Consider the following 26,408-nt stretch of genomic DNA (forward strand, 5'->3'; position numbering starts at 1 on the left):
TAAACCTTTTTTTGCAAATACGAACCTAAACCGCAGAAGCACCTGCGACAATTTCCGATAGCTCTTGGGTAATCGCGGCTTGACGTGCTTTGTTGTAAGCTAGATTAAGTTCTTTAATCATATTACCTGCGTTATCAGAAGCACTTTTCATGGCCACCATACGCGCAGATTGCTCACAAGCTACGTTTTCCACAACTGCACCAAACACGGTGCTCTCTACAAAACGTACCATTAAGGTATCCAATGCTTCTTTCGCATCCGGCTCGTAGAGATAATCCCAATATTTCGCTTCTTTATCCCCTTCAGATTGCAAAGGAATAAGTTGCTCAATAGTAGGCACTTGAGTCATAGCGGATTCAAATTGATTCGAGGCAACATAAACAGCATCAACTTGCCCTTGCTCAAAATGATCTAACATAACCTTAATGGTGCCAACTAAATCGCTAACATGCGGTTTGTCACCGATGTCGGATTTTGACGCGACTACATTTCCGCCATAATGTTTAAAGAAAGTTTGAGCTTTCTTGCCAATTAAAGCCAGCTCAACCTCTACATTTTCACTCTGCCAAGCTTGTAGCTTTTTCAAAGTTCTACGGAAAAGGTTGGTATTTAAACCACCACATAAACCACGATCAGATGAAACTACGATTAAACCAACACGTTTAACTGGACGCTCAATGGTATAAGGATGCTTATACTCATGGTGTGCACCAGAAACATGATCAATCACACGTTTCACCTTCTCTACATAGGGACGGGTCGCCGTCATGCGAGCTTGCGCTCTACGCATTTTCGACGCCGCCACCATTTCCATGGCCTTGGTGATCTTTTGGGTATTTTTAACGGACGCTATTTGCGAACGTATTTCTTTACTACCGCCTGCCATGGCCAAATCCCCTTAGTAAACGCCGGTTGATTTGAAAGACTCAATCGCAGCTTTTACGCCAGTAATAATCTCATCATTCCAATCACCTTTTTCATTTAGTTTTGCAACTAAATCAGCGTGAGAAGAATTAATGTAGGCGTGGAGTGCGGCTTCAAAATCACCGATTTTATTGACTTCAACGTCATCTAAATAGCCTTCGTTAGCCGCGTATAGAGACGTCGCCATTTCAGCAATAGTCAAAGGAGAATATTGCTTTTGCTTCATCAACTCGGTTACACGCTTACCACGCTCTAACTGAGCCTTAGTTGTTGCGTCTAGGTCAGATGCAAACTGAGCGAAAGCCGCCAATTCACGGTACTGAGCCAAATCAAGACGAATACCACCACCAAGCTTTTTAATCGCTTTAGTTTGAGCCGCACCACCAACACGTGATACAGACAAACCAGCGTTAATTGCAGGACGGATACCTTGAGCAAATAAACCAGTTTCTAAGAAGATCTGACCATCGGTAATCGAAATTACGTTGGTCGGAACGAATGCAGAAACGTCACCCGCTTGGGTTTCGATAATTGGTAAGGCTGTTAATGAACCAGTTTTACCTTTTACTTCACCGTTAGTGAACTTCTCTACATAGTCTTCGCTTACGCGAGCGGCACGCTCAAGTAGACGAGAGTGTAGATAGAATACGTCACCTGGGAAAGCTTCACGTCCTGGTGGACGACGTAACAACAATGAGATCTGACGGTAAGCTTGCGCTTGCTTAGTTAAATCATCATAGATGATCAACGCGTCTTCACCACGGTCACGGAAGTATTCACCCATCGAACAACCTGCGTAAGCCGCTAGGAACTGTAGAGCGGCTGGATCAGAAGCATTAGCCGCAACAACAATGGTGTTTTCCATTGCGCCGTATTCTTCTAACTTACGTACGATGTTGTTTACAGTAGAAGCCTTCTGGCCCATCGCTACGTAAACACATTTAATACCGGTGTTTTTCTGACTGATAACGGCATCAATAGCGATAGCGGTTTTACCAACCTGACGGTCACCGATGATCAACTCACGCTGACCACGACCAACTGGAATCATCGAGTCAATAGACTTGATACCCGTCATCATAGGTTCATCAACCGATTTACGATCAATAACACCAGGCGCAATACGCTCGATTGGTGAAGTCAGTTTCGTGTTGATTGGGCCTTTGCCATCGATTGGACGACCTAAACCGTCAACCACACGACCTAGCATTTCTGGGCCAACCGGTACTTCTAAAATACGGCCAGTACAGGTTACTTTATCACCTTCCGAGATGTGCTCATATTCACCTAGAACAACTACACCAACAGAATCGCGCTCAAGGTTAAGCGCCATACCAAAGGTTTGTTCGTCGAACTGAACCATCTCACCATACATCACATCTGACACGCCGTGAATTAGCGCAATACCGTCAGCGATACTAACGACTGTGCCTTCACTGCCAGACTCTGCAGTCACTTTAAAACCGGCGATACGGTCTTTGATTAAGTCACTGATTTCAGAGGGATTCAATTGCATGTGTCTTCCTCTCAATTAATAGGCTATTGCTGCGCCAAGTTTTTGTAATTGGGTGACAGCTGTATTTTCTACAACCCAGTCACCGACTTTAATACGGATACCGGAAATTAAAGATTCATCGACAACAAAGTCAATATCCACTTCGGCATCAAACTTAGTGTTTAAAGCAGCACTTAATTTACTTTTTTGCTCAGCCGTAGGCTTTCTTGCTGATGTTATAGTCGCTTTAATACGTTTTTCTGAGGTTGCCTTTAATTGATCAAACAATTTTGCAACGTCAGGTAACGCATTTAAACGTCCGTTGTCAGCAAGCGCGACCAATAGGTTTTTAACTGAATCTGAAAGCTTTGAACCCATCACCGATTCAAAAATACTGACTTTGTCAGTATCAGAATGACTTGGGTTACTAATAAACTTTTTCATTTGAATATCTTCAGCGATTAACGCCAAGTTGTTCAATGTTTCAGACCATTCAGCTAATTGCTTGTTTTCAGTAGCAAAACTAAAAGCAGCTTCTGCGTAAGGTCGAGCGGTTGTGATTAATTCTGCCATAGCATTTTCCTTAGATTTGTTTTACTAAGGTTTCAAGCATCTCATTATGAGCCTTAGCATCGACTTCTTTGCTCAGGATCTTTTCAGCGCCTGAGACAACCAAAGTGGCGACTTCTTTACGAAGGTGCTCTCTTGCACGGCTAATTTCTTGCTCAATATCTGCTTGGGCGGCCGCTTTAATGCGTTCAGCCTCTTCCGCTGCTTTTACTTTCGCATCTTCTACGATTTCAGTGCCGCGTTTTTCAGCTTGGCTCAACACATTTTGAGCTTGAAGTTTGGCGTCTTTCAAAACGTCTTTAGCACGTTTTTCAGCCAATTCAAGCTCATGCTTGCCTTTTTCAGCTGCAGAAAGGCCGTCAGCAATACGCTTCTGACGGTCTTCCATTAGCTTAGACATTGGCCCCCACAGCACCTTATTCACAAACCAGATTAATAGCACAAATGCGATCATCTGGATGATTAGGGTTGCATTAATACTCACAGTGGTTACCTCGTCATTCGTTGGTTAAAATTACAATCATTGACTCTTTATTAAGCGCCAATAGCAGCTTGCAATGCACCTACGAATGGGTTAGCGAACAAGAACCACATTGCGAATGCCAAAATAATGAATGGGAAAGATTCCATAAGACCAGCGAAGATGAACATGTTTGTCATTAATGCTGGACGCATTTCTGGTTGACGAGCAATCCCTTCTAGAGTTTTAGAACAGATTAGACCCCAACCGATTGCAGAACCAAGACCTGCAGCTGCCAAAATTACACCTACACCAATCGCAGTTGCGGCGTAAATATCAGCAATCATAGTAGCAGTTACTTCCATTGATTTTCTCCTAAGTTTTAAAGTTAAAGTTAAAAAAGCTTTTTACCCAGTGGTAGGTGCGCTTAAACCCTTTTAGTGCTCAGCCTAAACTGAACACCTGTTCTTGCTTATCTACTTATTAATGACCTTCGTCATGCGCCATCGCTAAGTAAACAATCGTGAGCACCATAAAGATAAAGGCTTGCAGAGTGATAATCAAAATATGAAATATCGCCCAACCAAGATCCAATATGGCTTGTAAAGGTGCCCAGAATAGAGCAGCGGCACCCACTGCCAAGGTTCCACCAATCAATGCGATTAGTAGGAATACGAGTTCACCTGCAAACATGTTACCGAATAGACGTAACGCCAAGGAAATTGGCTTTGCCACTTCCTCAATGAAAGTCATTACAATGTTGACAGGTACAAAGAATTTACCGAAAGGGTGGAATAGGAACATTTTTAGGTAGCCACCAAAACCTTTCGTTTTAATGCTGTAATAGATAACTAGAGCAAATACGACCAGGGCCATTGCTAAGGTGGTGTTTAAATCCGTGGTTGGTACTACTTTCAAATAAGCGTGAGAATCGCCCACCGCTAACTGGAATAAATAAGGGAGTAAATCAACCGGGATCAAGTCCATAAAGTTCATTAACCATATCCATAAAAATACGGTCAGAGCTAAAGGCGCAATAATAGGATTGTGACCAGGAAAGGCATCTCTAACGTTGGTGGATACGAAATCTAAAATCGATTCAATAAAGTTTTGAAAACCACCAGGCACGCCTGTTTCCAACTGACGCCCAACCACCATGGCCACGCCAATAATTAGCATACCTAATAACGCACTCACAATAATGGTGTCTAGATGGAATGTCCAGAATCCACTACCGACCGAGTTGTTTGTCAAGTGATGTTGAATATATTCAACAGTACCCATTTTTTCCGCACTCAAGAGCCTTCTCCTTAGTCAGTCAAACGACGCTTACCTTGAAGATTAAACATTTGCCCAATCGTCATTAACACAAAGGTTATGACCATTGGCATCGCGTCCAATTTCAAGAGCGCCAGCCCAATAACAAATAACACAGCTAACAGCACAAAGCGTATAACTGCACTCATATATAAAACCAGTATGCCGCCCTTCGGATCTTGGGCGGCTCTTTTGTTGGCTTGTTTAAACGTGAATGTAAGCATTGCCACGTTAGCCAAACCAATCATGACGCCATACAAGGATGAAATCGTGTGGCCGTAATAGGCAAACACACTGAGTGCTATCACACCAATTAACCCTTGTATCACGAAAGGACGCAGAATATTAGTTTGCATCTGCGTCCTTGTTTTGTTCTTTTTGTTGCGTTTTGTCCATGTGCTGCAGTAAACGATGCACTTTCTGACTGCCACCGATTAAACCTAACAAACCACATAACATCATAAAGATAGGCGTGGTTTCTAACAGGTAATCAATCGCAAACCCCACAATAAAGCCCGCAATGACCATTGAGGTGAACATTTGACCCGAGCCTATTAGCAAAAAATTCATGCCAACTTTGGGTTTACTTTTGTTTGCGTCTTGTTGCATTATTAAACCTAACTTTATGGGTTGTCAGCCAGAGCCATACGACAAAGCCTGCACATATTATCCTGTTACAAGCCGAATTGCTAGCGTCGTTTGTTGTTAGATTTACTAGATTTAAGCCGCCAACTTCAATATATAGTTACTAGCTTGACTCAACCACTATATTTTGTGATCACAGCATTCAAAATTTTTATACAAAGTGTTTAAAAATTTTGGTTGGCGCGTTTACGCTAATTTAGCTTAATGTTCAATTCGTTGCAGAATCTGATCCAACTCATCTAGGTTTGAATAGCGGATTTCGAGCTTACCGCTGCCTTTAGCGCCGTGATTAATCATTACTTTGGCACCCAACTTATCGGCTAAGCGATTTTGTAACACCTGGATATTCGGATCAACGGGTATCGATGTTTTAACCGAAGATGCTGAGGGCGATTGTTGCGTTTGCACGGCCTGCTCCATCTGGCGCACTGACCAGGCCTGATCAATGGCTTTTTGCGCTAGCTTGATTTGCTCGGCTTCGTTCAAAGTCAATAGAGCGCGCACATGCCCCATACTTAACATGTCTTCATGCAACCACTCTTGAATCAATTCCGGCAGTTTTAACAAACGTAATAAGTTGGTCACGGCTGTTCTAGAACGCCCAACCGCTTCGGCCACTTCTTGCTGGGTTAATTCGAATTCTTGCATTAAACGCTGTAACGAACGTGCTTCTTCCAACGGGTTCAAGTCTTCTCGCTGAATGTTTTCGATTAAGGCCATCGCCAAGGTTTGTTTATCATCGACTTCACGCACAATCGCCGGCAAGGTTTCTAAACCGGCCATTTGCGCCGCACGCCAGCGACGTTCACCAGCAATCAATTCGTAGCGCTGATTATCCAACCACTTCACAATAATCGGCTGGACTAAACCTTGCGCTTTAATCGAGTCCGCCAGCTCTTGCAAGGCTTGCTCATCAAAGTGTTGGCGTGGCTGATATTGACTTGAAATAACTTGATCAATGGGGAGCTTTTCAACCCGCCACTCATTTACGTGCGCATCGGATTTTTGCTTGCTGCTAATCAGCACATTAACACCGCGTTTACCTAGTCCAGAATGTCGTTTCTTTACCACTGAGTTTTCCTCTTAAATGCGCGTCTTGCGGATCAGTTCGTTGGCCAAGGCTAAATAAGCCACGGCACCGGCTGATGCGGGATCATAGTCTAAAATGGATTCACCATGACTAGGTGCTTCGGCCAAACGAATGTTACGCGGAATAATTGTTTGTAACACTTTCATGCCAAAGTGCGCCACCAACTCGTTGGATACATCGTTCGCTAAATTGTTGCGGCGATCATGCATGGTGCGCAATAAACCATCAATATGTAAATCTGGGTTAAGTTCTTTTTGCACGGTTTGCAGGGTATCCATCAAAGCCGACAAACCTTCGAGTGCAAAATATTCACATTGCACCGGCACCAACACACCATCGGACGCCACCAGGGCATTTAGCGTCAACATGTTCAACGTTGGTGGGCAATCAATAATCACAAAATCGTAGTTCTGACGAATGGTTTGCAGCGCTTGACGCAGGCTTTTGGCGCCTTCATCATCGTCGAGCAACTGCACTTCTGCGGCGGTTAAATCACCATTGGCAGGAATTAAATCAATCCCAGCTTGCTCGGCGCTTAACACCACATCTTGTGCGCAGGCTTCATCCATTAACATGTCATAAGCGGATTGTCTGACCTGATCTTTATCGACACCCAGCCCTACCGTGGTATTACCTTGTGGATCGAGATCAATTAATAATACATTTTTACCTAAACGGGCTAAACAGGCGGCCAGGTTAACACTGGTCGTGGTTTTACCCACGCCCCCTTTTTGATTGGCAACCGCCATCACTCTACCCATTCAGCTTGTCTCCTCGTTGTTGCATAGCGACTAAACGACGTTCAGCCACCAGGCCTGGTACGCTCAGTTCATAGATGTTTTTTACCTCTACCCAATCAGGTAGGGATTTCATTTCTTCCGGCAAACTTTGCGACTTCATCGCCCACCAAGTGCCATTTGGCGCCAACAAAGTGCGAGTTAGATTCACGAAATTATCCAACGCAGTAAAAGCGCGCGATATCACCGCTTGATACTGGTGCTGATGATCTTCAACTCGTGTATGCAAAACCTGCACATTGCTTAAACCTAGCTGGGCTTTAACCTGAACTAAAAAACGGGTCTTTTTCTGGTTACTGTCTAATAAACTCACCGTCATTTGCGGGAATACTATCGCCAACGGAATGCCGGGTAAACCACCGCCGGTACCAACATCAATTAAGGTCGCCGGGGCATCGGATTCAATATAAGGTACGACCGCCAAGCTATCCAGAATATGCTTAACCAACATCTCTTGCGGATCACGAATCGCACTTAGGTTATAGACCTTATTCCATTTTTGCAACAGCTCTAAATACGCCAACAATTGCGAGCAGGCCTGGTGGTCTAAGCGCACGCCCATTTGGCTGGCGCCTGCTTTTAGCTCAGCTTCTAAGCTCATACTTGTTCAGCGTCTAACTTGGCTTTGGCGGCGCGGTGTTTTTTCATAAAAATCGCCAACAACGAGATGGCCGCCGGTGTAATTCCGGAAATACGTGCCGCCATGCCCAAGGTCGCCGGTTTATGCGCGCGCAGTTTTTGTTTTACCTCATTGGATAAGCCGGAAATCACATCTAAATCCAAATCATCGGGAATCGGCGTGGTTTCTTCGCGTTTGGATTTTTGGATTTCGATCAACTGACGATCAATGTAACCGGCGTATTTGGCTTCGATTTCGATTTGCTCAACTACCGCTGGATCTGTCACCGACTCGCCAAATACGTCCAACTCCGCCAAGGCGTGATAAGTCACATTCGGACGACGCAATAAATCAAATAAAGTGTGTTCTTTACTTAAAGGCAACTGCATCAAAGCTTCGGCTTGTTTGGCTTCTTTATGCGCCGGATAAATCCACACATCTTTTAAACGTTGCACCTCTTGCTCCAAACTTTCAAGCTTGGTTTCATAAGCCCCCCAACGTGTATCGTCGATCAAACCCATTGAGCGACCAATTTCCGTCAAACGCTGGTCGGCATTGTCTTCACGCAATAACAAACGGTATTCGGCGCGCGAGGTAAACATACGGTAAGGCTCTAACGTGCCCATCGTAATTAAATCGTCTACTAACACACCGATATAAGCTTCATCGCGACGTGGATACCAAAGATCTTGTTCTTGCGCGCGGCGCGCGGCATTTAAACCGGCCAACAAACCTTGGGCGGCCGCTTCTTCATAGCCGGTTGTGCCGTTAATTTGACCGGCAAAAAACAAGCCTTTAATTGCTTGGGTTTGCAAGCTGGGTTGCAAACCGCGTGGATCAAAATAATCGTATTCAATCGCATAACCCGGCCGCATAATACGCGCGTTTTCAAGGCCTTTCATTGACTGTACAATTTTAACCTGAGTTGCAAACGGCAAGCTGGTCGAAATCCCATTTGGGTAAAGCTCATTGGTAGTTAAACCTTCCGGTTCAATAAAGACCTGATGCGAATTTTTATCCGCAAAACGCATCACCTTGTCTTCAATCGACGGACAATAACGTGGCCCAACACCCTCAATTACGCCAGTAAACATAGGCGATTGATCCAGCGAGCCACGAATCGCTTCATGAGTTTGTTCGTTAGTGTGGGTGATATAACAAGGCAATTGCTTGGGGTGCATATCACGCGATCCCATATAAGAAAACACCGGCGCCGGATCGTCACCCGGCTGCACCTGCATTTTAGAAAAATCGACCGTGCGTGCATCAATACGTGGCGGCGTACCGGTTTTTAAACGCCCAACCGGTAAAGCCAGTTCACGCAATTTAGCGGCTAAACGATTAGCGGGCTCATCACCCGCGCGGCCGCCTTCGTAGTTTTCTAAGCCAATATGAATGCGCCCGGCTAAAAACGTACCGGCGGTCAACACCACTTGGCGTGCATAAAAATTCAGGTTCATTTTGGTGGCGACGCCAATTACTTGGTCGCCTTCAATCAATAAATCCTCAACTGGCTGTTGGAAAATCGTCAAATTGGGCTGATTTTCTAAACGCATACGGATCGCTTGCTTATACAAAATTCGATCCGCCTGGGCACGCGTAGCGCGAACCGCTGGGCCTTTTGAGGCGTTTAGGATACGAAATTGAATACCGGCTTCATCGGTGGCGAGCGCCATCGCGCCGCCCAAGGCATCCACTTCTTTCACCAAGTGGCCTTTGCCAATGCCGCCAATCGCCGGATTGCAGGACATCGCCCCCAAAGTGTCAATATTATGCGTTAGCAACAGGGTGTTAACGCCCATGCGCGCCGAAGCCAGGGCGGCTTCGGTGCCGGCATGTCCGCCACCAACAACAATTACATCAAAATGGGTTAAGGTTGCTTCCATATCACTCAAAATTCAATATTTACAAGAAAACGAAATTTTACCACAAAGCGAAACCCGCCCAAGTGTAAGATAATAGATCGGCGGGTTAGTGATGATGGCAAGGAGGATTCAACATGTTTAAAATACTCGGTTTGCTATTGGCAGGTGCCATCTTAAGTGGCTGTAGCCAGTTTCAAACGGCAAAAGACTCTGATATTCAGCCTGGTCAATTTTTCGTGCTTAAACAGCCTATTGAAATTTTGCCCGATCAAACTCGACGCTTTATTCAAAAAGGTCTGCTGACCACTCGTGCTCAATTTGAGCGCCGAGAGCAACATTGTCGAATTGAGGTTCGTAGCTTAAAAAACACGGCACAAACCATTAAGCCGGATCGATTTGAGGTCACGCGCGTGCGGTTTGATTCTGAACCCATTGCGCGTAACGAGTCATCGGTGATGTTGGCGTCCAATGTTCGATTTGGTATCGGCATAAATATTGGTGTTCCCATGTCATTTAATAATGATGGCCCGCCTGAAATGATGGAATTAATTGAATTTCAGCTAGCCTCGGATCGCCAGCCGGATGTGATGCGTTTGGTTTGTGCTGGTGCGCTGAGTGACGGCCATCCAATCGACTTCCCAGACAGTCAGCGTCCTAATGCTGAACAAATCAAACGCATTTTGGGCGAAATTGGCTATTTTGAATAACCAGCAGGCCTGGTGCTGGTAAGCCTGCGCCAGCTTAACTTTATCTGTAAAAACCTTTTATCTGTAAAAACCTAAGGAACCGACATGATTGTTTGTGGTGTAGAACTAAGTAGCAATGAAGCCATCATTTGCTTATTAAAATTTGAAGATGGCATTTTCCATATGCCCGATTGTCGTACAACACGCATTCAATGCGCCGACCCCGACAAATCTGAGGATTTAAAACACTTTCAAAAAACCTTCGCCAAGCTGGTCGAAGACTACAAGGTTGACCAAGTGGTGATTCGCGCTCGACTTAAAAAAGGCAAATTTGCCGGTGGCGCAAATGGTTTTAAACTGGAAGGCGTATTACAAGTCACGCCCAACTTAAACGTGAGTTTAATAACCTCCAGCGAACAAAAGCTAAATCTGAAAAACTACGGTTTACCGATTTCGTTTAACGAAACCGGTCTTAAAAAATATCAAGAAACCGCGTTTATGTCGGCCTTCGGTTATATTGCTGGCCAATATGAATGGTAAAAAGGTAAAAAAACCATACTCTAACGCCGCGCTTTAATCGAACGCCCGGGCTTTTCCTCTAGCGGTTTATCCGGCCAGCGGTGTTTGGGGTAACGGCCTTTCATATCTTTGATCACCTCAAAATACGAATTGCGCCAAAAATGCGCTAAGTCGGCGGTGGTTTGAATTGGGCGACGTGCGGGTGATAACAGTTCAAACGTGAGCGGTTTTTGCCCCCAAGCCAACAAAGGTGAGCTCAGCTCTCCAAACACCTCTTGCAGTTGAATCGACACTTTGGGATCGTGGCTGGCGCTATACATAATCGACACGGGTTTTTGTGAGGGCGCGTTATAAAAAGCGGGCGCTTCGCGCTCCAATACTTGCTGTTGTTCATAGTCCAGTAGCGACTGCACCACCGTCAGCATATTTAACTTCTGCAAAGCTTTTACCGACCGTATCCCCGACAAATATGGCGATAGCCAATGCACAATATTCGCTGACAACCAGGCCTGGTTGTAACTCGGCCAATCGGTGTTAAAGCTCGCCAGCCAACGTAAACGGCTTAACCAATGCTCGGCTTTTTCTGTCCAAGGCAATAAATCCAAGTTCTCCGCCAACACCTCAATTAACGCGGCTTGGAATTGGTCGGGCGTAATCGAGTCGACTGGCTTTTCGCTTAAAACCAGTTTACCCAAGCAGCGCTGCTCACTGGCGATCAATTCGCGTTTTTTGGCGTCAAAATTTAATCCTACCTGGGTTTTAATCTGTGTGGCAAAGGTTTGTTCCAAGCTGGCTAAATCCAACGGAGCGGCCAAATAAATTCGGCCTTGTTGACGTTGTCCGTCTAGGTTCGCAATCGACAACCAGGCCTGGTGGCGCAAGGGATCATCTGGTTTTAACAACGCGCCTTTGCCATTGCTCATTAAATAACGCGGCTCGTCACCTTGTCGACGTTGCGCGATACGATCCGGAAAGGCTAAAGCGACTAACGTGCCGCTATTTGTTTGCATTTGCGCCAAACTAAGCCGTATTGGCTTTGAAAAGTTTAACTGTCTGCGCCAGTTATCGGCATTTTTTAAGGCTTGTTCGATCGCGGGAATATGAATGCTGTATTCACGTTTGGCCTGTTGTCGATCCTGACGGTAGGTTTGCAACACCATTAAACGCTTCACCAAATCGGCATTCTGCGCGCTCGGTAAAATATCCGCTTCGGCTAATAAAGCGGCGATATCCAATGCCAAGCTTTGCTGTTCGGCAGACTGGTTTTGTACACTTAATAACATGCGCGCCAAACGTGCGTTCAGCCCTAAACCCTGCGCCGCTTTGCCTAACTCAGTCAAGCCGCCATTCGGCGTTAACAATTCCAACTGCACTAGCAAGTTTTTCGCCGCCGCATAATGCGCTTGCGGCGGCGAGGTGATCCAGCGTAATTCGTCAGGGGAACTCACGCCCCACTGCGCCAACTCCAAACACAAATCCGATAAATCGGTTTGGCTAATTTCTTCGGTTTCAAATGCGCGCATTTGGTGTTGCTGGGATTCCGACCAAAGTCGATAACACCCCCCCGCCATTAATCGCCCTGCTCGACCTTTACGTTGTTCGGCGGCGGCTTGCGAAATCCGCAGGGTGACTAAACGTGTCATACCGCTGGAAACATCATAAATTGCTTGTCGTGCCCAACCCGAATCGACGACGGCGCCGATGCCTTCGATGGTCAAACTGGTTTCGGCTATATTGGTGGCTAATACAATTTTGCGCCGTCCTTGTGGGTCAGGCACAAGGGCGATTTCTTGTTGATCGGCGGATAATTGACCGTATAAAGGACGCAGCACCAGGCCTGGTGCTTGACTGTTTTCAATAAAGGATTCTTGCAACCAGGTTTGCGCGCGTTTGATTTCGCCCTGTCCTGGCAAAAACACCAACACATCTTTGCTAGTGGTTTTGAGCGCTTGGTTAATCAGCTGTTTTAGCGCTGGCAACCAATCATTAGGATGGCTAGAGTTGAGTGGCTGGGGTAAATAATGAGTGTTGACCGGAAAACTTCGGCCTTCGGACTTTAGAATCGGTGCGTGATTTAAAAACGCGCTGACCTGTTCAGTGTCAATGGTGGCCGACATCACCAGCAGTTTTAAATCATCACGCAAGGCGGATTGCACTTCTAAACACAAGGTCAGCGCCAAATCGGCATGAATTGAGCGTTCGTGAAACTCATCAAAAATCACCAATGCCACATCCGATAGTTCCGGGTCTTGCTGTAAACGCCGAGTTAAGATGCCTTCGGTGACAATTTCCACCCGAGTTTGTGATGATATTTTACGTTCGTTACGAATTTGATAACCAATGGTTTGACCGACTTTCTCACCCAATTGACGGGCTAAATAATTCGCAATCGAACGCACCGCCAGCCGCCGAGGTTCGAGCATGACAATTTTCTTGCCTGCGAGCCAATCGGCTTTTAATAAAGCCAAAGGCACGGCGGTCGATTTACCCGCCCCCGGCTCCGCTTGAAGCACCAGGCCTGGTTGTTCGGCTAAGGTCGACACAATCTGAGGTAATAAGGCAGAAATCGGTAAGGTCATGAGTTTTTCTTTTTTTAACCACGAAGGACACGAAGCTTTACTCCCTCTCCCTTAGGGAGAGGGCTGGGGTGAGGGTGAAGTTTAACCCCACAAATAAGGCTCTCCCTCCCCCTAACCCCCTCCCGCTGGGAGGGGGGAGACACTCTTTACTGGCGCACGAAACGTGGCATGGCGTAGTGGGATTGGAAGTTGGAACGGTAGGGATTGATGTCCAAACCACCGCGGCGCACGTAACGCGCATACACGGTTAACACATCGGGTTCGCACATTTTTTCTATGTCGGTAAAGATGCGTTCAACACACTGCTCGTGGAATTCATTATGATTACGGAACGACACAATATAGCGCAACAACGCCGCACGTTCGATGCGTTTACCGCGATATCGAATCACCACCGTCGCCCAATCCGGTTGGCCGGTGACCAAACAATTGGATTTTAGCAGGTGGCTGTATAAACATTCTTCTACCTGTTGCTCCATCGTGGTTAAGAGATCTGGGTTCACTTGGTAATCAGAAACCTCAATATCTTGATCATCTAAACAAATGCCATCCTCCAGGTCAGACACCAAAGTTTGGGTTTGCTCGATGGGGTGAATAATGACTTTAACCTTGCCGCCACTGGCTTGAGACAGGTCTTGCTCTAAGCGGTATTTGACATCTACCTGAGTACCAAATTTGGTGCCATTAAACGAATTGAGATACAGTTTGAAAGACTTAGATTCGATAATATTGGGTGTGTCCGATGGAAACGCAAACTCGCCAATCGCCACCATGGGTTTGCCTTTGTTATTTAACCAGGACAACTCATACGCCGTCCAAACATCCGCCCCATGAAACGGCATCATTGCGCCAGTCAAGCCCAGTTCATCGCGTTTGAGCTGGCGAGCTATTGGGAATAACAATGCCGGGTTATACTGCTGGCAATATTGAGCGGTTTTGCCCAATGGGCTTTGTTCAATGGGTTTGGTCACTGACATAGCAAACTCCTCAGGTTTCGCAACCCACCAGGCCTGATGGGTTTAATGTCATAATTCTATCATCCAAGCCGATTTAAGATCATTTACAATCATGTATTTTGGAGTCAATCACGATGCTTAACGCCTTATTTTGGGGATTCTTTCTGACTTTTGGTGGACTTGGTTTGCTATGGCTTGGATTTATCCAGCTTCGAAAACGCCCACGCTTTAATAAATTCAATAGCCAAATAGCCAACAAGCGTATGTTACAACTTAGTTTATTGATTTACTTTAGCGGTTTCGTTTTAACGATTTATTTAATGCTGAATTAAACCTAGGGCACCTCGATTAAAACTGATAACTGATAGCCAAAGCCGCACCCCAGGTAGATTGCACCTCATAAACATCTTGTTTACCCCCATCCGCATCAAACACCGTAAACTCATACAGTGGCGAAAAACGTAAACTCGTTGCCACACTCCAGTGTTTTGCCGGCTGATACTTCAAAGCCACATCCGCCTGCCAGGCATTAATTTCACCATAACCATCGGCCGAAATTCGACTGTCGTCAGCTAATTTGGCCATAATCGCATTATTCACCAAGCCAGCACTTAACTGCCATTGCGGTGTAAAACCATAGCCAATATAACTGCGTGGATAACCCAATAAACCACTCCAGCCTAATGGCGCATGCATGCGATAACTAAAACCCGCCACCGGCAAAAAACGTGAACGCACCGGATGGTAACTCATCGCCACACCATAACTTACGGCCCACCCAGCTTCCAGCTGTTGTATCCACATAGTGAATAAACTTAAACTCATTGAATCGTGGGTTTGTTTTTCATAAGTCATACCTAAGCCCACCGAGTTTAACCAACGAACATTATCGCTCCATTTATGCATATAACGCGCGCCCAAACGCACCGAGTGCATATGTTCAACGGGGGCATTTTGCCCATCTCCAAAAGGTAACTGGTCTAGGTCTTTCCAATTTAAACGCCAACGTTCGTAAGACAAACTAGCCAAGGCATTGGATAACTCAAGTTTATCTGCGCCAAACGCAAACTCGCCGCCCTCGTTTTGCAAACCAGTCGAATTTAAAAAACGATGCTCAACTTCGATTTTTGGCTTAAAACTAGGACGCCCCGACGCCAATACCAGGCCTGGTAATAAAATTAATAAACTCGATAAATAAGCTGTTTTCATTCGTGCTCCTTAAAAACGCTAACCGGCATTATACAAAACGATTACCGCAGAGGAATGAAAACAAAAAAGCCGAACCCAAATTTGGTTCGGCATTTGTTAACGATAAACGAGGTGACACTAAAACGTATTCTAACTGGGCACCTCGATTAACCTCTGGTTGATTCTGCGGGACTAGATGCGACTAATCGCCAACCAATTTAATGGTTATGGGTTCGGGTTATGGGTTTGGGCTAAGCGCTGTAAATACTGATTAATCAGATACATGGCTTCGCCGGTTTCGCCTTTAAAGGCCACCAATTTAACTTGATCAAGAATACCGCGGAACAAGACCTCTTCTTCGCGCTGTTCGGCGATAAAGAATTGCAGCATATTAAAAGTATTAAAATCCTTTGAATCCAGCGCCATTTCTGCCATCGCATTAATCAAGGCCGTCACTTTCAGTTCATGTTCAAATGCCTTGTTAATCACATCCACCAAGTTTTTAAACTCAGTGGGCGGAGCCGCCACTGCACCGACTGTTACCGGGGCATCACATTCAATTAAGTAATCAATAAACTTGTCGCGGTGCAACAACTCTTCTGGCACGTGTTGACGAAAAAACGCCGCCGCACCAGCCAAACCTTGATCTTCACACCAGGCCGACATTTGCAAATACAGATTAGACGCATACATTTCGGCCGTAATCTGTTCATTCAATTTGGCAATCATTTCTGGTTTTAACATGAGACTCTCCTTAATGAAACTTGGCCATAAGGCCGAAAGTTCATTGTAGATGAAAAAGCGCGACTCGGGGAGCAGGCTATGCAAATCCGAGCCGCAAGAGGGGTTAGCTCGGTTTAAAACTTAACTTTCGCACCTAGCTCAAATGAACGCTCTGGACCTACATAAATACCCTGACGTAAACCAGCGATATAACGCTCATCGGTTAGGTTTTTGACCGCACCAAACACGCTTAACTGTTTGTTGACCGTATAGTGCGCATTTAAATCCATGGTGGTATAAGCATCCAATTTACCGCCCCAGATTCCCCCAGCAGCGTCGGTAGGAATGTCTTTAGTATTGGCACTATCTCCATACTGCGCTCCTGTATGGTGCATCACCAACCCAGTTTTTAAACCACCAGTTTTATAACCCAAAATCAAATTAGCCATTATTTCTGGTGAATAGCTAATACGGTTACCCTTGTCATCACCCGCTTCAAATTTTGAAGTTGGAATATAGGTTAAATTGGTATCTATGCTAACCCCACCATCAAGCTCAATCCCAAACGCCGCTTCTAAACCTTGGTGAAGTGTTTTACCGGCATTTTCTTTATCTAATAGTGGGTTAGAGTTGCCATCTACCACCTGATTAGAAAAGTCCATTTGGAACGCGGTTAACTCATAATACATTTGATTATTGGCACCACGTACGCCAACCTCAATATTGGTTGAACGTTCGGCTTCTAGTTTCTGATCTACATCACCCGTTAAGGACGTACCGTTTTCAGCAGGTGAAAAGGCTTGATACATGCCACCATACACTTGCGCCATCGGATTTAATTGATAGGTTGCGCCTACACCCGGTAGGACTTCAGTATTCGATGTCGATGTTGTTTTATTATTGTCTGTTAACACAATGCGTTTTTGCTCATAACTTTCAACCCGTAAACCGGGGGTTATAGCAAGCTTGTCGTTAATCATAAATTTGTTTTGACCATAAACCGCATAGCTAACGGCTGAATCTTGACGATGTCGATCGTTTACGCCGGTTCTATCTTGATCTCGTGTGGCGCGAATACGAGTGTCGTTGGATTCTTCGGTAAATACGCGCAAACCAAATTCACTTTCGTTCTGCATACCAAACGCGTTAAAGTCGAGGTTTAAACGGGTATCTAAACCAATGCGTTCAAAAGAACGGTTATTGCCAGTTAACGTGTCCTCGTATACCCAACGCCCAGCCGCATTTGAAGCCACCGTATCAACATCATAACGCCAATAATCACGACTGACATCACTCCAGTAAACCAAAGTACGCAACTTGGCATTATCGTTCAGCTGGATTTCGTGGTTAATATCAAAGGCTTTACGTTCTTGTAAATACCAATCATCTGGTGCCGGGTTGTAGGTTTTGCCTGTCTTGAAATCATCCAACATTAAACCGCGATACGAAATATTGGCGTCATTGGCATTATGTGAGAACTTGAAACCCAGTATTTGGTTATCGCCCATCGCCATACCGGCTTTGATCATGACATCTTCCATGTCATAACTCTTATCCATAAAACCATCACTTTGCGCTTTGGTAATAACCACACCCGCAAACCCATCACCAGAAGGCGAGCTACCACCTGCTTCTAATGTGATTTCTTTCATATTATGAGAACCGACTCGGCCAGATAGCGACACACCATCATCTGGTGTTTTAGTTTTGTAGTTAATCACGCCACCAATCGTGCTCGGGCCATAACGTAACGAAGCCGCGCCTTTAACGACCTCAATACTTTCCATACGTTGAATACGGGGATTGTAATAACGACCATTACCAATAAATAAACCTGGCGCGACTGGCACACCATCCTCAAGAATCAGGGATTTCTGCTCCGCAGAACTTAAGCCGCGCATACCTATATTCGCGACAACCGCCGACTCTTCTTCGGTTTTAATATTAATCCCCGGTACACGACGCAAGGCATCTTCAGTTGAAAGGGGTTGTTGTAATTGCAGGTCTTCTTTAGTTATGACCGTGACCGAGCCGGGTTGTTTGGCGACGGCAGCATAGCCTTCACCGACGACATCAATGCGCGGCAGACTATTTTCGACGGGGTATGCAGGCGTTGCCATAATCGCCGCCATACTGACAAACAGGGTTTTAAGTGCAAGTTTTTGAGTTGACATAAATTTCCTTAAGAAAATTTTTCAACACTTGGCTGGCGACTTCAAAGCTGGCTAATGTGTTTTTGTGACAGATAAAAATTTAATGATGCGCAATCGAAATTATATTTGACGCCATAAACGTCAAGTTATGACGCGATTTTTGGCCCTGTGCTTGATGCGGACATTGTGAGCACAAGCCTTTTACGCAGGTTTGCAAACACAGGCGTTATATCGCATCACGACTTTGCGTATCCGAACAGTTCAGATCGGCCGCACAAAACACCCCAAGACGAAACAACTCAGCTAATTTTTGTTTGGAGAGTGATAGGGGCACCTCGATTAACCCCTGATTTATTCTGGCAACGCCAAGTTTTTCAGATCAAGGCGTGAACCTGAAGGAATGTCTAGACCTTGCAAAGGTTCACAACGCAGAGCTGAGAAACTTGGCTAAGCCCCTGCGGGCGGGGCTTAAAGGTCACTTCTTCGTTGTTGTCCGCCTTGACCTTAGAATGACTAAGGTCGGCGACGCACGCCTAGAATAAGTGACCTTTAAGTCCCGCAGAATCAACCAGAGGTTAATCGAGGTGCCCATAGGTTAATTAAGCTGTTTTGTTTATGCATGCTTGAGCTACTTGGTCAAAATCAATTTGTTTTCTTTGGTTAAACACAAGCGATATTGGATATCGCCATGTTGTATCCGTACCTGGGTTTGGCCAGCTAAAATGCTCTGACTGTCCAGCGTTCTAACGCGACTGGATGCATTTGCCTTAGTGTTAGCTGACTCATTGGCAGGCTGAGATGATGACATGTGAGACTCCAAGTTATAAACAATAATACAAATAATAATCAGTTTTAATTGTACGGTCACATATTAATGCACGCAATAATAGATGTCAAATGTTAATGACTATTATTGTTATTTAGGGCTAAAATTTAGATGGAAAAATCCAGTGGGTTGAACATAAACTCAACACCCGAGAGCGATTAGGGTTTAAATCGCCCTATGAAGTCCTAAGGGTTCGGAATTTAAGGGCGGGTGTTGAAATATTAATTGAATTTAAGAGAAAATATCACTTGAAACCGCGTATTAGCTAAGCTGTTGAATCTGAATGTTAAAGTGTTTTAGGTTTATGGGTTTAGCTAAAAATCCATCCATACCCGCATGGCGACAGCGCTCCCGCTCTTCAACTGAGTCATTGCCTGTTAAGGCAACAATAGGGGTGTTAATACCCCCATCTCGTATTTGCTTGGTTGTTTCTAAGCCATCCATTAGTGGCATTTGAATATCCATTAGGATCAGGTCATAACAATGCAATTTGACCTGTTCTAACGCAGAAATACCACTACTAACGACATTTACATGATGGCCGACACTTTGTAAAATTTCACCTTGAATTTTACGCATCATCAACTTGTCATCGACCAAAAGTATTTTTAAAGAATCTCCAGTCATTTATTAGACTTGTCTTTTGAGCTCGACAACCCTATGTATTTATTACAATTTTGATCCGTTTCAGTTTTAAAATAAGACATTGTTTCTCTTAAATGCTTCGCTTCTGAACTTAAGGTTTCGGCTGCAGCCGTGGTTTCCTCAACTAAGGCGGCATTCTGTTGGGTGACACCATCAATCTGCACAATCGCTTGATGTACTTGATTAATACCTTCGCTTTGCTCTGCCGAGCTGTGAGCGATTTGGTTAATCATCTCGGCTACTTCTTCGACAGCGTGAGTAATTCCATTTAAATTATCGCCCGATTTTTTAGCTAAACTAGTGCCTTTTTCTACTCTGCTGACCGTGTCTTCAATTAAATTACGGATGTCTTTTGCTGCTTCGGCAGACTTTTGCGCAAGTCCACGAACTTCACCAGCTACAACCGCAAATCCACGTCCGTGATCACCTGCACGGGCCGCTTCAACAGCCGCATTTAATGCTAGTAAATTGGTTTGAAATGCAATACTGTCAATTAAAGTTACAATATCCGAAATTTGATGACTAGACCGTTGAATCGCTGACATTGCGTCAACCGTTTCTTGCATGACTTTTGTACTATCAATTGAGTCTGACTTAACTTTATAAGCTAACTCTGCTACCTTGCGAGAATGTTCACTATTGTTTTGAATCGCAGAGGCCATCTCATTCATAGTTGCACTAGTTTGCTCGAGTGCTGCCGCTTGTGATTGCACACGCTCAGACAAATCTGATGCCCCTTGGGATACTTGAGACGAAGCTTCGCTTACCACTATCGCAGCATCTATAGCAATATTGACTATCTCCTTCACTTTTTGAGTGGAGTAGTTAATCGCATTTTTTAAATCATGAAGTTGGCCTTTAAATACGTCTTTGGGCAATTCATGGGTCAAATCGCCTGCCGCTTGCGCCTCTACCACTTCGCTAATTGCGTTAACCGCTTCTGCAACCCTTTGCATAGAACTGTTGATATTATCTTTCATTAACAACAATACACCCTCGGCATCCGCTGTTACTCGACTATCAAACGAGCCTTCATTCATCATTTCCATTACTTCTATAATGTTTTGGGTAATGTTGGCTTCTTCCGTACGATCCAGCCACTCAACAACATATCCTAATCTTTCTTTTTTATGCAAAATGGGCACGACCGTTAATCTTAATACCAGACCTGCTACCTTGAGCTCACCGGTCCAAGGCTCAACCATTTGAGCCACCATTTTACGTTGATGTGCTCGATCTTTATGGAACACATCCATGTTTGACCCGACCACCTCACTGGCTTTAAAGTTTATTAAAGCCTGTTGTAGCTTATGTTCGTTTTTAGCAAACATCTGCTCTAAAGACTTGTTCATGCTTTTAATATTAAAATCAGCATCCGCAACCATTATATTTGTACTTGCTGCATTTAAAGCCGTTGACATAACTTGAGTGGCTTTTAATTCATCATAATTACGTGCGGCTCGCTCAGCAACTCTTGAACGAATCATATTGAGGGCAAAGCCCCAGTCAGAATTTGATTTAATTGGTTTCTTGAAATGGCCGTTTGAGAGATCTTCAATCCCACGTCGCAAAATTAATGGAATTCTGTGGTTTTGAAGTTGATTAAAGATAAGCCAGACTAGGCCCACTAAAAATACAAAAGTACTTATTATAGATACCATGCTTACACTAGCTTGAATCAGTAAGCCAATAAAGCCCATTGCGGCCAAGCCCAAAGGCACTAAAGTTTTTAGCCACTTTGTTATTTTAGACTCTGCGGTCGTCCAAGGAAATGATTTATGACCTGCCTTAACATCGGCATACAACCTTTGAGCAAATTGCTTTTGTTCCTGGGTTGCCGGGTAACGCACCGATAAATAACCTGTTATTTGACCGTTTTCAATTATTGGGCTAGCATTAGCCGCGACCCAATAATAATCGCCATTTTTTCGTTTATTTTTAACCATTCCAAACCATGGTCTGCCGGCTTGTATAGTTTGCCAGAAGTCCTTAAACGCCTCTTTAGGCATATCTTCATGGCGCAATATATTATGTGGTTTGCCAACTAACTCTTTATCTGAATAGCCCGAAGCCTCTCGAAAGCCCTCATTATAATCAACGATATTACCCTTTAAATCAGACGTGGATAAAATCACCATGTCTGGTGAAAGTTGGAACTCTTGACCCTGTTGCATTGAAATTCTCCCGAGATCATAAAAATAAACCTGATAAACAACTTATGGGCGGCTCTATTAACCTCAGTTTGATTATGACCACGCGAAGTATGTTGACACGTTCCGTACAGATCAAGGCGTGATCCTGAAAGAATGTCTAGACCTTGCAAAGCTTCACAACACCGAGAGGCAAAGCTTGGCTAAGCCCTTCGGGCGTGACTTACCGGCCACTTACTCGCTGCTGTTCGCCTTGACCTTAGAATGACTAAGCTCGGCGACGCACGCCTAGAATATGTAGTCTGTAGTCACGCAGAACTTAATTTGGGTTAATCGAGGTGCCCTAATATATAAGGCGTAAATGATACTTTATCAAAACTAACCAAAAACACATAACTATTTAATTAGTGGCACCTTAGGCTATTTGCAAACTAAGGTTGGAATTTAAAGGTTAATCGAGATGCTCAACTCTTAATACTCTATTAGGCGACAATTATCTTGACACACAGGGCCGAGAACCCTTATAAATTATGAGATGGAAGAGTTATTCAAGCTGGGGTTAATCTAGGTGCCCTAGTATATAGTTCATCAACTCAACGCTTAGAGGTCTGAAATGCCGTCAGTTATAGATAATAGTGTGTTAAAACAGTTGGTTGAATCAATTGGTAAGGACTCAACTTGTTTTGCTATTGAAGCCTTTGAAGAAGAATTAGCCGAGTTTAATTGTAAGGTTAACTGGAATGATACGGCTTCTCTAGCAACACTGGCCCATTCTCTAAAAGGAAGCGCCCGTGTTGTAGGTGCTCTGGCATTAACAGCTGTCTTTGAAAGTATTGAATATAGGGCAAAAGATAATCAAACCCTTGACGCAGTCTATTGCATAAATCAAATTGAGCAGTTTTCAGGCGAAAGTTTACAACTTCTTAAAGCCGCTCTAGAGGCTTAAATTATTGGGCATCTCGATTAATTGATTGGCACAACGAAATAAGACATTAGCAGGTTCTTGAGCTTGTCCTCAGTTAACGGCTTTTCAACAAAATCATCCATACCGGCATCAATACAAACCTGCCGAAGATCACCTTCATTGCTCGCGGTTAACGCAAAAACCACAGGCTGGTGCCATGTTGTTTGTTTACGGAGCTGCTGTGTAGTCTCTATGCCACCTTGCTCGGGCAAGTTTAAATCCATCAAAACTAAATCATAATGATTTGATTTTAAAAAATTAATAGCTTTCAATCCATCTTTAGCTAGCTCAAACGTCACTCCAATCTTTTCAAGTAACTTCATCATTACTATTTGGCTTACCTTGTTATCTTCTACTAACAGAACTTTAATTTGACGAATTTTATGGTCAATATCAGCAAAATAATCATCAACATGAGAGATCAGCTCCTGACGTTGCTGCGTAAACATGTCAATAAGAGATGGTGATGGCTGTTTTTTTTGTTTAAGGTGCTGGCTTAAATCACCGCACACTTTAGCTAATTTTTTAGCGGCCAGATTGCTTGCCATACCTTTTAAAGCATGGATTTTTTGCTCTAAATCTGACCAGGCCTGGCTATCAGAATCGGCTTGTAAAGATAATAAGTCATGGTCCAATGTATTAGATTCCTGCCTAAGGTCATCAATAAAACTGGCAAGTAATTGATGGTAGTGCACATGATCATCACAAAGCAAATTAACTCCCGCTTGCTTGTCCAGTATTTGATCACTTGAAAGATGTTGTATGCTTTGAGCAAAACTTTCGATTTCAAGTGGTTTATTTACATCGACCTCAAGCCATTTCGCTAATACTATATATAAATCTTGTTTATCAATCGGCTTACCGAGATGCCCATTCATGCCAACATCAAGTGCTTTTTTACGGTCTTCTACCATCGCTGCAGCCGTTAGAGCAATAATGGGCAGTTGCGTATTAAATGTGCGGATTATGCGAGTAGCTTCATAGCCACTCATAACTGGCATCTGTATATCCATCAACACCAAATCAATTTTAGTTTGGCCTTCTTTTATTATATTTACGGCTTTTTTACCATTTTCAGCCAGATGGACATTCAAACCCATTTGTTTTAATTGTTTTTGAGCGACTTCTTGATTTATTTTATTATCTTCTACTAGTAACACATCACCAATGAAGGCTAAATGTTGATCTTTAACCCGATTATTTAGCTCAAGTAGCTCGGCTTGTTGCTCGCGCGAAGCTATATCCATTGGTAGTTCAAAAATAAAACTTGAGCCCTTACCTGGCTCGGTAATAATTAAAATATCATCACCACCCATTGCTTGTATTAAGCTTTGGCTAATAACCAGTCCAAGCCCTGTGCCACCGTATTTACGTGTAATAGAAGTATCGGCTTGGTTAAAAGCCTGGAATAAATTGGCTTGTTGAATTGTGTCCATTCCAATACCTGTATCTACTACAGAGAAACGTAACCAAGCCATGTGGGAAGGATGACTAACCTTACTAACCTCTACTTGCACACCACCTTGGTGGGTGAACTTAACGGCATTACTTATAAGGTTTGTTAAAACCTGACGTAAACGCGTTTCGTCACCAATGTAGACATTATCAAGACTGGGGTCATATTTAAATGACAAAACTAATCCCTTATCTGTCGCCATCTGAGTGTAAAGACTGCCTAAGTTGTCAAATAATGCCTGTAGATTAAATGGATGCCTATATATTTCCATTTTCCTAGATTCAATTTTTGAGAAGTCAAGTATGTCATTGATTATGTTCAACAATATTCGGCTAGATCGATAAACTTTGAACAGGTTATTTTTAAGAATATATGGACTTTTTTCAGTTAAGCTCAATTCGCATAAGCCAATAATGCCATTAATTGGCGTACGAATTTCGTGGCTCATGTTAGCTAAAAACTCTGATTTAGCTTGGTTAGCTTTTTCAGCAGATAGTTTGGATTTTTGTAAATCTTCAGCTTGGCATGCTTGCTTCTCCATTAAAAGATTAATCGCGTTAACAAGTGTGCCAACTTCATCTTTGTGCTTTATCGGCAAAGCATGCATTGCATCTTTACCATCCACCATCAAATCTATACTAGTAGCGGCTTGTTGTAATGGTTTTAACAAAAATCGAGTCCAGAAAATCATCGCTAGGGTCAATGGTAGTATCAAGATCAAAATCAGCATCAAAATATTCAACAACACCGTATTCACGCTGGCTATTACCAATGAATAGGGTTGTGTATAAATAATATCCCAATCCATTAGCTCAAGCTTTGTACTGTTGTACATGACTTTTTCGCCATGTTGATAAGTTGCTATACCATATCTTTTTCCGCTTGCAACCTTGTCAAACAAGGGTTGCATACTTGTTTCTTCAAACCGAATATGATCTAGCTCTGGACGTGATGAGGTAACTAGTCGTCGATTTTTTGGATCAGAAATATAAAGATCCCCACCAGAGCCAAACACCTCAAGTGCAATATCACGAATCATGTTGTCTTCAGAAAGATGTGTAATACCAAACAGAAACCCAAGCAATTTTTTTTGCTCGTTCAGAATGGGGGCTTTAATGATAAATACGGGTAACCCTGAAATGGGTAAAAGCTGAGGACGGGTTATAACCGCTTGTTTAGATTCTATTAAAGTTTTTATATACGAAAGATGACCACCTTGAACTCTCAATCTATCAGGAACCTTAGGGGAATCCGCAATTACCTTACCATCGAGATTTAATACGACCAGTCCACCGTTAAAAAAGTCACGTAGAAATACACGACTATCTAGCACCTGTTGCATGCCCTCTAATTCAACCAAGTCATGGTTTTGAAATAAATGTTCACTTGCCGACATCAAGATTTTTTTACCATCTGTCAAACTTCGTTCTAAACGACGAACAACAATCTGAGTCAGATCCTTTTGCTGGGCAAAGAGTAATTGTTGGCTTTCTTTTTTCACTTTTTCGGTTACGACTATCGCCACTACAAGCATGATTACAATAAACATCAATATAATCGCAAGAATAAAACGGTATAAAAGGCTGTTGGAATTTAGCTTCAAACTTAAAAACTCCTTTAAATTGCGCGGTTTTAAGTTACCTTGTATCGCCAAAATTTATATCACTTATTGCCAATATGATGCGTAATAAACTAGTAATTGGGGCCGCTCGATTAACTTAAATTACGGCTTGGTTGGGGGGTCGAGCTGCAACATGGCTTGTTTATAAACTAACGCGGCT

At 43.8% G+C, this 26,408-nt stretch carries 24 protein-coding genes; 3 read left to right on the top strand and 21 right to left on the bottom strand.

The features are described from left to right. Positions 1 to 25: 25 nt before the first annotated feature. The 12 genes from atpG to mnmG all read right to left on the bottom strand — a co-directional run bounded on the left by atpG (position 26) and on the right by mnmG (position 9,803). Positions 26 to 886, bottom strand: a complete 861-nt coding sequence (gene atpG, locus IBX48_RS04045) for a F0F1 ATP synthase subunit gamma (RefSeq protein ID WP_296831042.1) — start codon at positions 884 to 886, stop codon at positions 26 to 28. 12 nt (positions 887 to 898) lie between these two features. Beyond that, positions 899 to 2,440, bottom strand: coding sequence for a F0F1 ATP synthase subunit alpha (gene atpA / locus IBX48_RS04050; RefSeq protein WP_296831044.1), 1,542 nt, complete (start codon positions 2,438 to 2,440; stop codon positions 899 to 901). Between the two features lie 15 nt (positions 2,441 to 2,455). Next, complete coding sequence (locus IBX48_RS04055) at positions 2,456 to 2,992, bottom strand: F0F1 ATP synthase subunit delta (RefSeq protein ID WP_296831046.1); 537 nt, start codon at positions 2,990 to 2,992, stop codon at positions 2,456 to 2,458. A gap of 10 nt (positions 2,993 to 3,002) precedes the next feature. After that, the gene (locus IBX48_RS04060) at positions 3,003 to 3,473 is read right to left on the bottom strand and encodes a F0F1 ATP synthase subunit B (RefSeq protein WP_296831048.1); all 471 of its coding nucleotides are present in this window, start codon (positions 3,471 to 3,473) and stop codon (positions 3,003 to 3,005) included. 50 nt (positions 3,474 to 3,523) lie between these two features. Then, positions 3,524 to 3,814, bottom strand: coding sequence for a F0F1 ATP synthase subunit C (gene atpE, locus IBX48_RS04065; protein WP_248850571.1), 291 nt, complete (start codon positions 3,812 to 3,814; stop codon positions 3,524 to 3,526). Between the two features lie 118 nt (positions 3,815 to 3,932). Continuing rightward, complete coding sequence (atpB, locus tag IBX48_RS04070; protein ID WP_296831052.1) at positions 3,933 to 4,748, bottom strand: F0F1 ATP synthase subunit A; 816 nt, start codon at positions 4,746 to 4,748, stop codon at positions 3,933 to 3,935. An 11-nt stretch (positions 4,749 to 4,759) separates the two neighbouring features. Continuing rightward, on the bottom strand, positions 4,760 to 5,122 hold the full coding sequence (locus IBX48_RS04075) for an ATP synthase subunit I (RefSeq protein ID WP_296831054.1): 363 nt from the start codon (positions 5,120 to 5,122) through the stop codon (positions 4,760 to 4,762). Beyond that, positions 5,112 to 5,375 (bottom strand): AtpZ/AtpI family protein, encoded by a 264-nt coding sequence (locus IBX48_RS04080; RefSeq protein WP_296831056.1) that lies wholly within the window; start codon positions 5,373 to 5,375, stop codon positions 5,112 to 5,114. The genes IBX48_RS04075 and IBX48_RS04080 overlap by 11 nt, the downstream gene beginning before the upstream one ends. A gap of 237 nt (positions 5,376 to 5,612) precedes the next feature. After that, positions 5,613 to 6,482, bottom strand: coding sequence for a ParB/RepB/Spo0J family partition protein (locus tag IBX48_RS04085; protein ID WP_296831058.1), 870 nt, complete (start codon positions 6,480 to 6,482; stop codon positions 5,613 to 5,615). A gap of 12 nt (positions 6,483 to 6,494) precedes the next feature. Beyond that, positions 6,495 to 7,262, bottom strand: a complete 768-nt coding sequence (locus IBX48_RS04090) for an AAA family ATPase (protein WP_296831060.1) — start codon at positions 7,260 to 7,262, stop codon at positions 6,495 to 6,497. Then, a complete protein-coding gene (gene rsmG, locus IBX48_RS04095) occupies positions 7,255 to 7,899 on the bottom strand; it encodes a 16S rRNA (guanine(527)-N(7))-methyltransferase RsmG (RefSeq protein ID WP_296831062.1) in 645 nt (214 codons plus the stop codon). The genes IBX48_RS04090 and rsmG overlap by 8 nt, the downstream gene beginning before the upstream one ends. Then, positions 7,896 to 9,803 (bottom strand): tRNA uridine-5-carboxymethylaminomethyl(34) synthesis enzyme MnmG, encoded by a 1,908-nt coding sequence (gene mnmG, locus IBX48_RS04100; RefSeq protein ID WP_296831064.1) that lies wholly within the window; start codon positions 9,801 to 9,803, stop codon positions 7,896 to 7,898. Before mnmG ends, rsmG begins: the two co-directional genes overlap by 4 nt. A 113-nt stretch (positions 9,804 to 9,916) precedes the next feature. Here mnmG and IBX48_RS04105 point away from each other — a divergent pair, with 113 nt between their 5' ends. Beyond that, the gene (locus IBX48_RS04105; RefSeq protein WP_296831066.1) at positions 9,917 to 10,489 is read left to right on the top strand and encodes a hypothetical protein; all 573 of its coding nucleotides are present in this window, start codon (positions 9,917 to 9,919) and stop codon (positions 10,487 to 10,489) included. A gap of 84 nt (positions 10,490 to 10,573) precedes the next feature. After that, complete coding sequence (locus IBX48_RS04110) at positions 10,574 to 11,008, top strand: DUF3010 family protein (RefSeq protein WP_296831068.1); 435 nt, start codon at positions 10,574 to 10,576, stop codon at positions 11,006 to 11,008. A 20-nt stretch (positions 11,009 to 11,028) separates the two neighbouring features. Here IBX48_RS04110 and hrpB read toward each other — a convergent pair whose 3' ends face one another. From hrpB to IBX48_RS04150, 8 genes are all read right to left on the bottom strand, one after another. Continuing rightward, positions 11,029 to 13,566, bottom strand: coding sequence for an ATP-dependent helicase HrpB (hrpB, locus tag IBX48_RS04115; protein WP_296831070.1), 2,538 nt, complete (start codon positions 13,564 to 13,566; stop codon positions 11,029 to 11,031). A 146-nt stretch (positions 13,567 to 13,712) separates the two neighbouring features. Next, a complete protein-coding gene (queF, locus tag IBX48_RS04120; protein ID WP_296831072.1) occupies positions 13,713 to 14,543 on the bottom strand; it encodes an NADPH-dependent 7-cyano-7-deazaguanine reductase QueF in 831 nt (276 codons plus the stop codon). 327 nt (positions 14,544 to 14,870) lie between these two features. Then, entirely contained in the window at positions 14,871 to 15,731 is an 861-nt protein-coding gene (locus IBX48_RS04125) for a hypothetical protein (protein ID WP_296831074.1), read from the bottom strand. A gap of 204 nt (positions 15,732 to 15,935) precedes the next feature. Beyond that, a complete protein-coding gene (locus IBX48_RS04130; RefSeq protein ID WP_296831075.1) occupies positions 15,936 to 16,454 on the bottom strand; it encodes a ferritin in 519 nt (172 codons plus the stop codon). 113 nt (positions 16,455 to 16,567) lie between these two features. Further along, positions 16,568 to 18,607, bottom strand: a complete 2,040-nt coding sequence (locus tag IBX48_RS04135) for a TonB-dependent receptor (RefSeq protein WP_296831077.1) — start codon at positions 18,605 to 18,607, stop codon at positions 16,568 to 16,570. Positions 18,608 to 19,214: 607 nt separating this feature from the next. Then, positions 19,215 to 19,394 (bottom strand): hemin uptake protein HemP, encoded by a 180-nt coding sequence (locus IBX48_RS04140; RefSeq protein ID WP_296831079.1) that lies wholly within the window; start codon positions 19,392 to 19,394, stop codon positions 19,215 to 19,217. 279 nt (positions 19,395 to 19,673) lie between these two features. Further along, complete coding sequence (locus IBX48_RS04145; protein WP_296831081.1) at positions 19,674 to 20,039, bottom strand: response regulator; 366 nt, start codon at positions 20,037 to 20,039, stop codon at positions 19,674 to 19,676. Beyond that, positions 20,036 to 22,231: a methyl-accepting chemotaxis protein gene (locus tag IBX48_RS04150; RefSeq protein ID WP_296831083.1), complete on the bottom strand. Its 2,196-nt coding sequence runs from the start codon at positions 22,229 to 22,231 to the stop codon at positions 20,036 to 20,038. Before IBX48_RS04150 ends, IBX48_RS04145 begins: the two co-directional genes overlap by 4 nt. Positions 22,232 to 22,844: 613 nt before the next feature. Here IBX48_RS04150 and IBX48_RS04155 point away from each other — a divergent pair. Further along, a complete protein-coding gene (locus IBX48_RS04155) occupies positions 22,845 to 23,153 on the top strand; it encodes an Hpt domain-containing protein (protein WP_296831085.1) in 309 nt (102 codons plus the stop codon). A 17-nt stretch (positions 23,154 to 23,170) separates the two neighbouring features. Here IBX48_RS04155 and IBX48_RS04160 read toward each other — a convergent pair whose 3' ends face one another. Then, positions 23,171 to 26,230 carry a response regulator gene (locus IBX48_RS04160; protein WP_296831088.1) on the bottom strand — a complete coding sequence of 1,020 codons (3,060 nt, stop codon included), beginning with the start codon at positions 26,228 to 26,230 and terminating at the stop codon, positions 23,171 to 23,173. Between the last annotated feature and the right edge of the window lie 178 nt (positions 26,231 to 26,408).

This window comes from Thiomicrospira sp. (assembly GCF_014859555.1).
Lineage (GTDB): Bacteria > Pseudomonadota > Gammaproteobacteria > Thiomicrospirales > Thiomicrospiraceae > Thiomicrospira.

Excerpts from the sequence above, each read along its gene's own strand:
- IBX48_RS04135 (WP_296831077.1), bottom strand. The coding sequence starts at position 18,607 with ATGTCAACTCAAAAACTTGCACTTAAAACCCTGTTTGTCAGTATGGCG.
- IBX48_RS04055 (WP_296831046.1), bottom strand. The coding sequence starts at position 2,992 with ATGGCAGAATTAATCACAACCGCTCGACCTTACGCAGAAGCTGCTTTT.
- atpE (WP_248850571.1), bottom strand. The coding sequence starts at position 3,814 with ATGGAAGTAACTGCTACTATGATTGCTGATATTTACGCCGCAACTGCG.
- atpA (WP_296831044.1), bottom strand. The coding sequence starts at position 2,440 with ATGCAATTGAATCCCTCTGAAATCAGTGACTTAATCAAAGACCGTATC.
- mnmG (WP_296831064.1), bottom strand. The coding sequence starts at position 9,803 with ATGGAAGCAACCTTAACCCATTTTGATGTAATTGTTGTTGGTGGCGGA.
- atpG (WP_296831042.1), bottom strand. The coding sequence starts at position 886 with ATGGCAGGCGGTAGTAAAGAAATACGTTCGCAAATAGCGTCCGTTAAA.
- IBX48_RS04140 (WP_296831079.1), bottom strand. The coding sequence starts at position 19,394 with ATGTCATCATCTCAGCCTGCCAATGAGTCAGCTAACACTAAGGCAAAT.
- IBX48_RS04125 (WP_296831074.1), bottom strand. The coding sequence starts at position 15,731 with ATGAAAACAGCTTATTTATCGAGTTTATTAATTTTATTACCAGGCCTG.
- IBX48_RS04150 (WP_296831083.1), bottom strand. The coding sequence starts at position 22,231 with ATGCAACAGGGTCAAGAGTTCCAACTTTCACCAGACATGGTGATTTTA.
- IBX48_RS04145 (WP_296831081.1), bottom strand. The coding sequence starts at position 20,039 with ATGACTGGAGATTCTTTAAAAATACTTTTGGTCGATGACAAGTTGATG.
- IBX48_RS04130 (WP_296831075.1), bottom strand. The coding sequence starts at position 16,454 with ATGTTAAAACCAGAAATGATTGCCAAATTGAATGAACAGATTACGGCC.
- IBX48_RS04090 (WP_296831060.1), bottom strand. The coding sequence starts at position 7,262 with ATGGGTAGAGTGATGGCGGTTGCCAATCAAAAAGGGGGCGTGGGTAAA.
- IBX48_RS04080 (WP_296831056.1), bottom strand. The coding sequence starts at position 5,375 with ATGCAACAAGACGCAAACAAAAGTAAACCCAAAGTTGGCATGAATTTT.
- hrpB (WP_296831070.1), bottom strand. The coding sequence starts at position 13,566 with ATGACCTTACCGATTTCTGCCTTATTACCTCAGATTGTGTCGACCTTA.
- IBX48_RS04075 (WP_296831054.1), bottom strand. The coding sequence starts at position 5,122 with ATGCAAACTAATATTCTGCGTCCTTTCGTGATACAAGGGTTAATTGGT.
- IBX48_RS04105 (WP_296831066.1), top strand. The coding sequence starts at position 9,917 with ATGTTTAAAATACTCGGTTTGCTATTGGCAGGTGCCATCTTAAGTGGC.
- queF (WP_296831072.1), bottom strand. The coding sequence starts at position 14,543 with ATGTCAGTGACCAAACCCATTGAACAAAGCCCATTGGGCAAAACCGCT.
- IBX48_RS04110 (WP_296831068.1), top strand. The coding sequence starts at position 10,574 with ATGATTGTTTGTGGTGTAGAACTAAGTAGCAATGAAGCCATCATTTGC.
- rsmG (WP_296831062.1), bottom strand. The coding sequence starts at position 7,899 with ATGAGCTTAGAAGCTGAGCTAAAAGCAGGCGCCAGCCAAATGGGCGTG.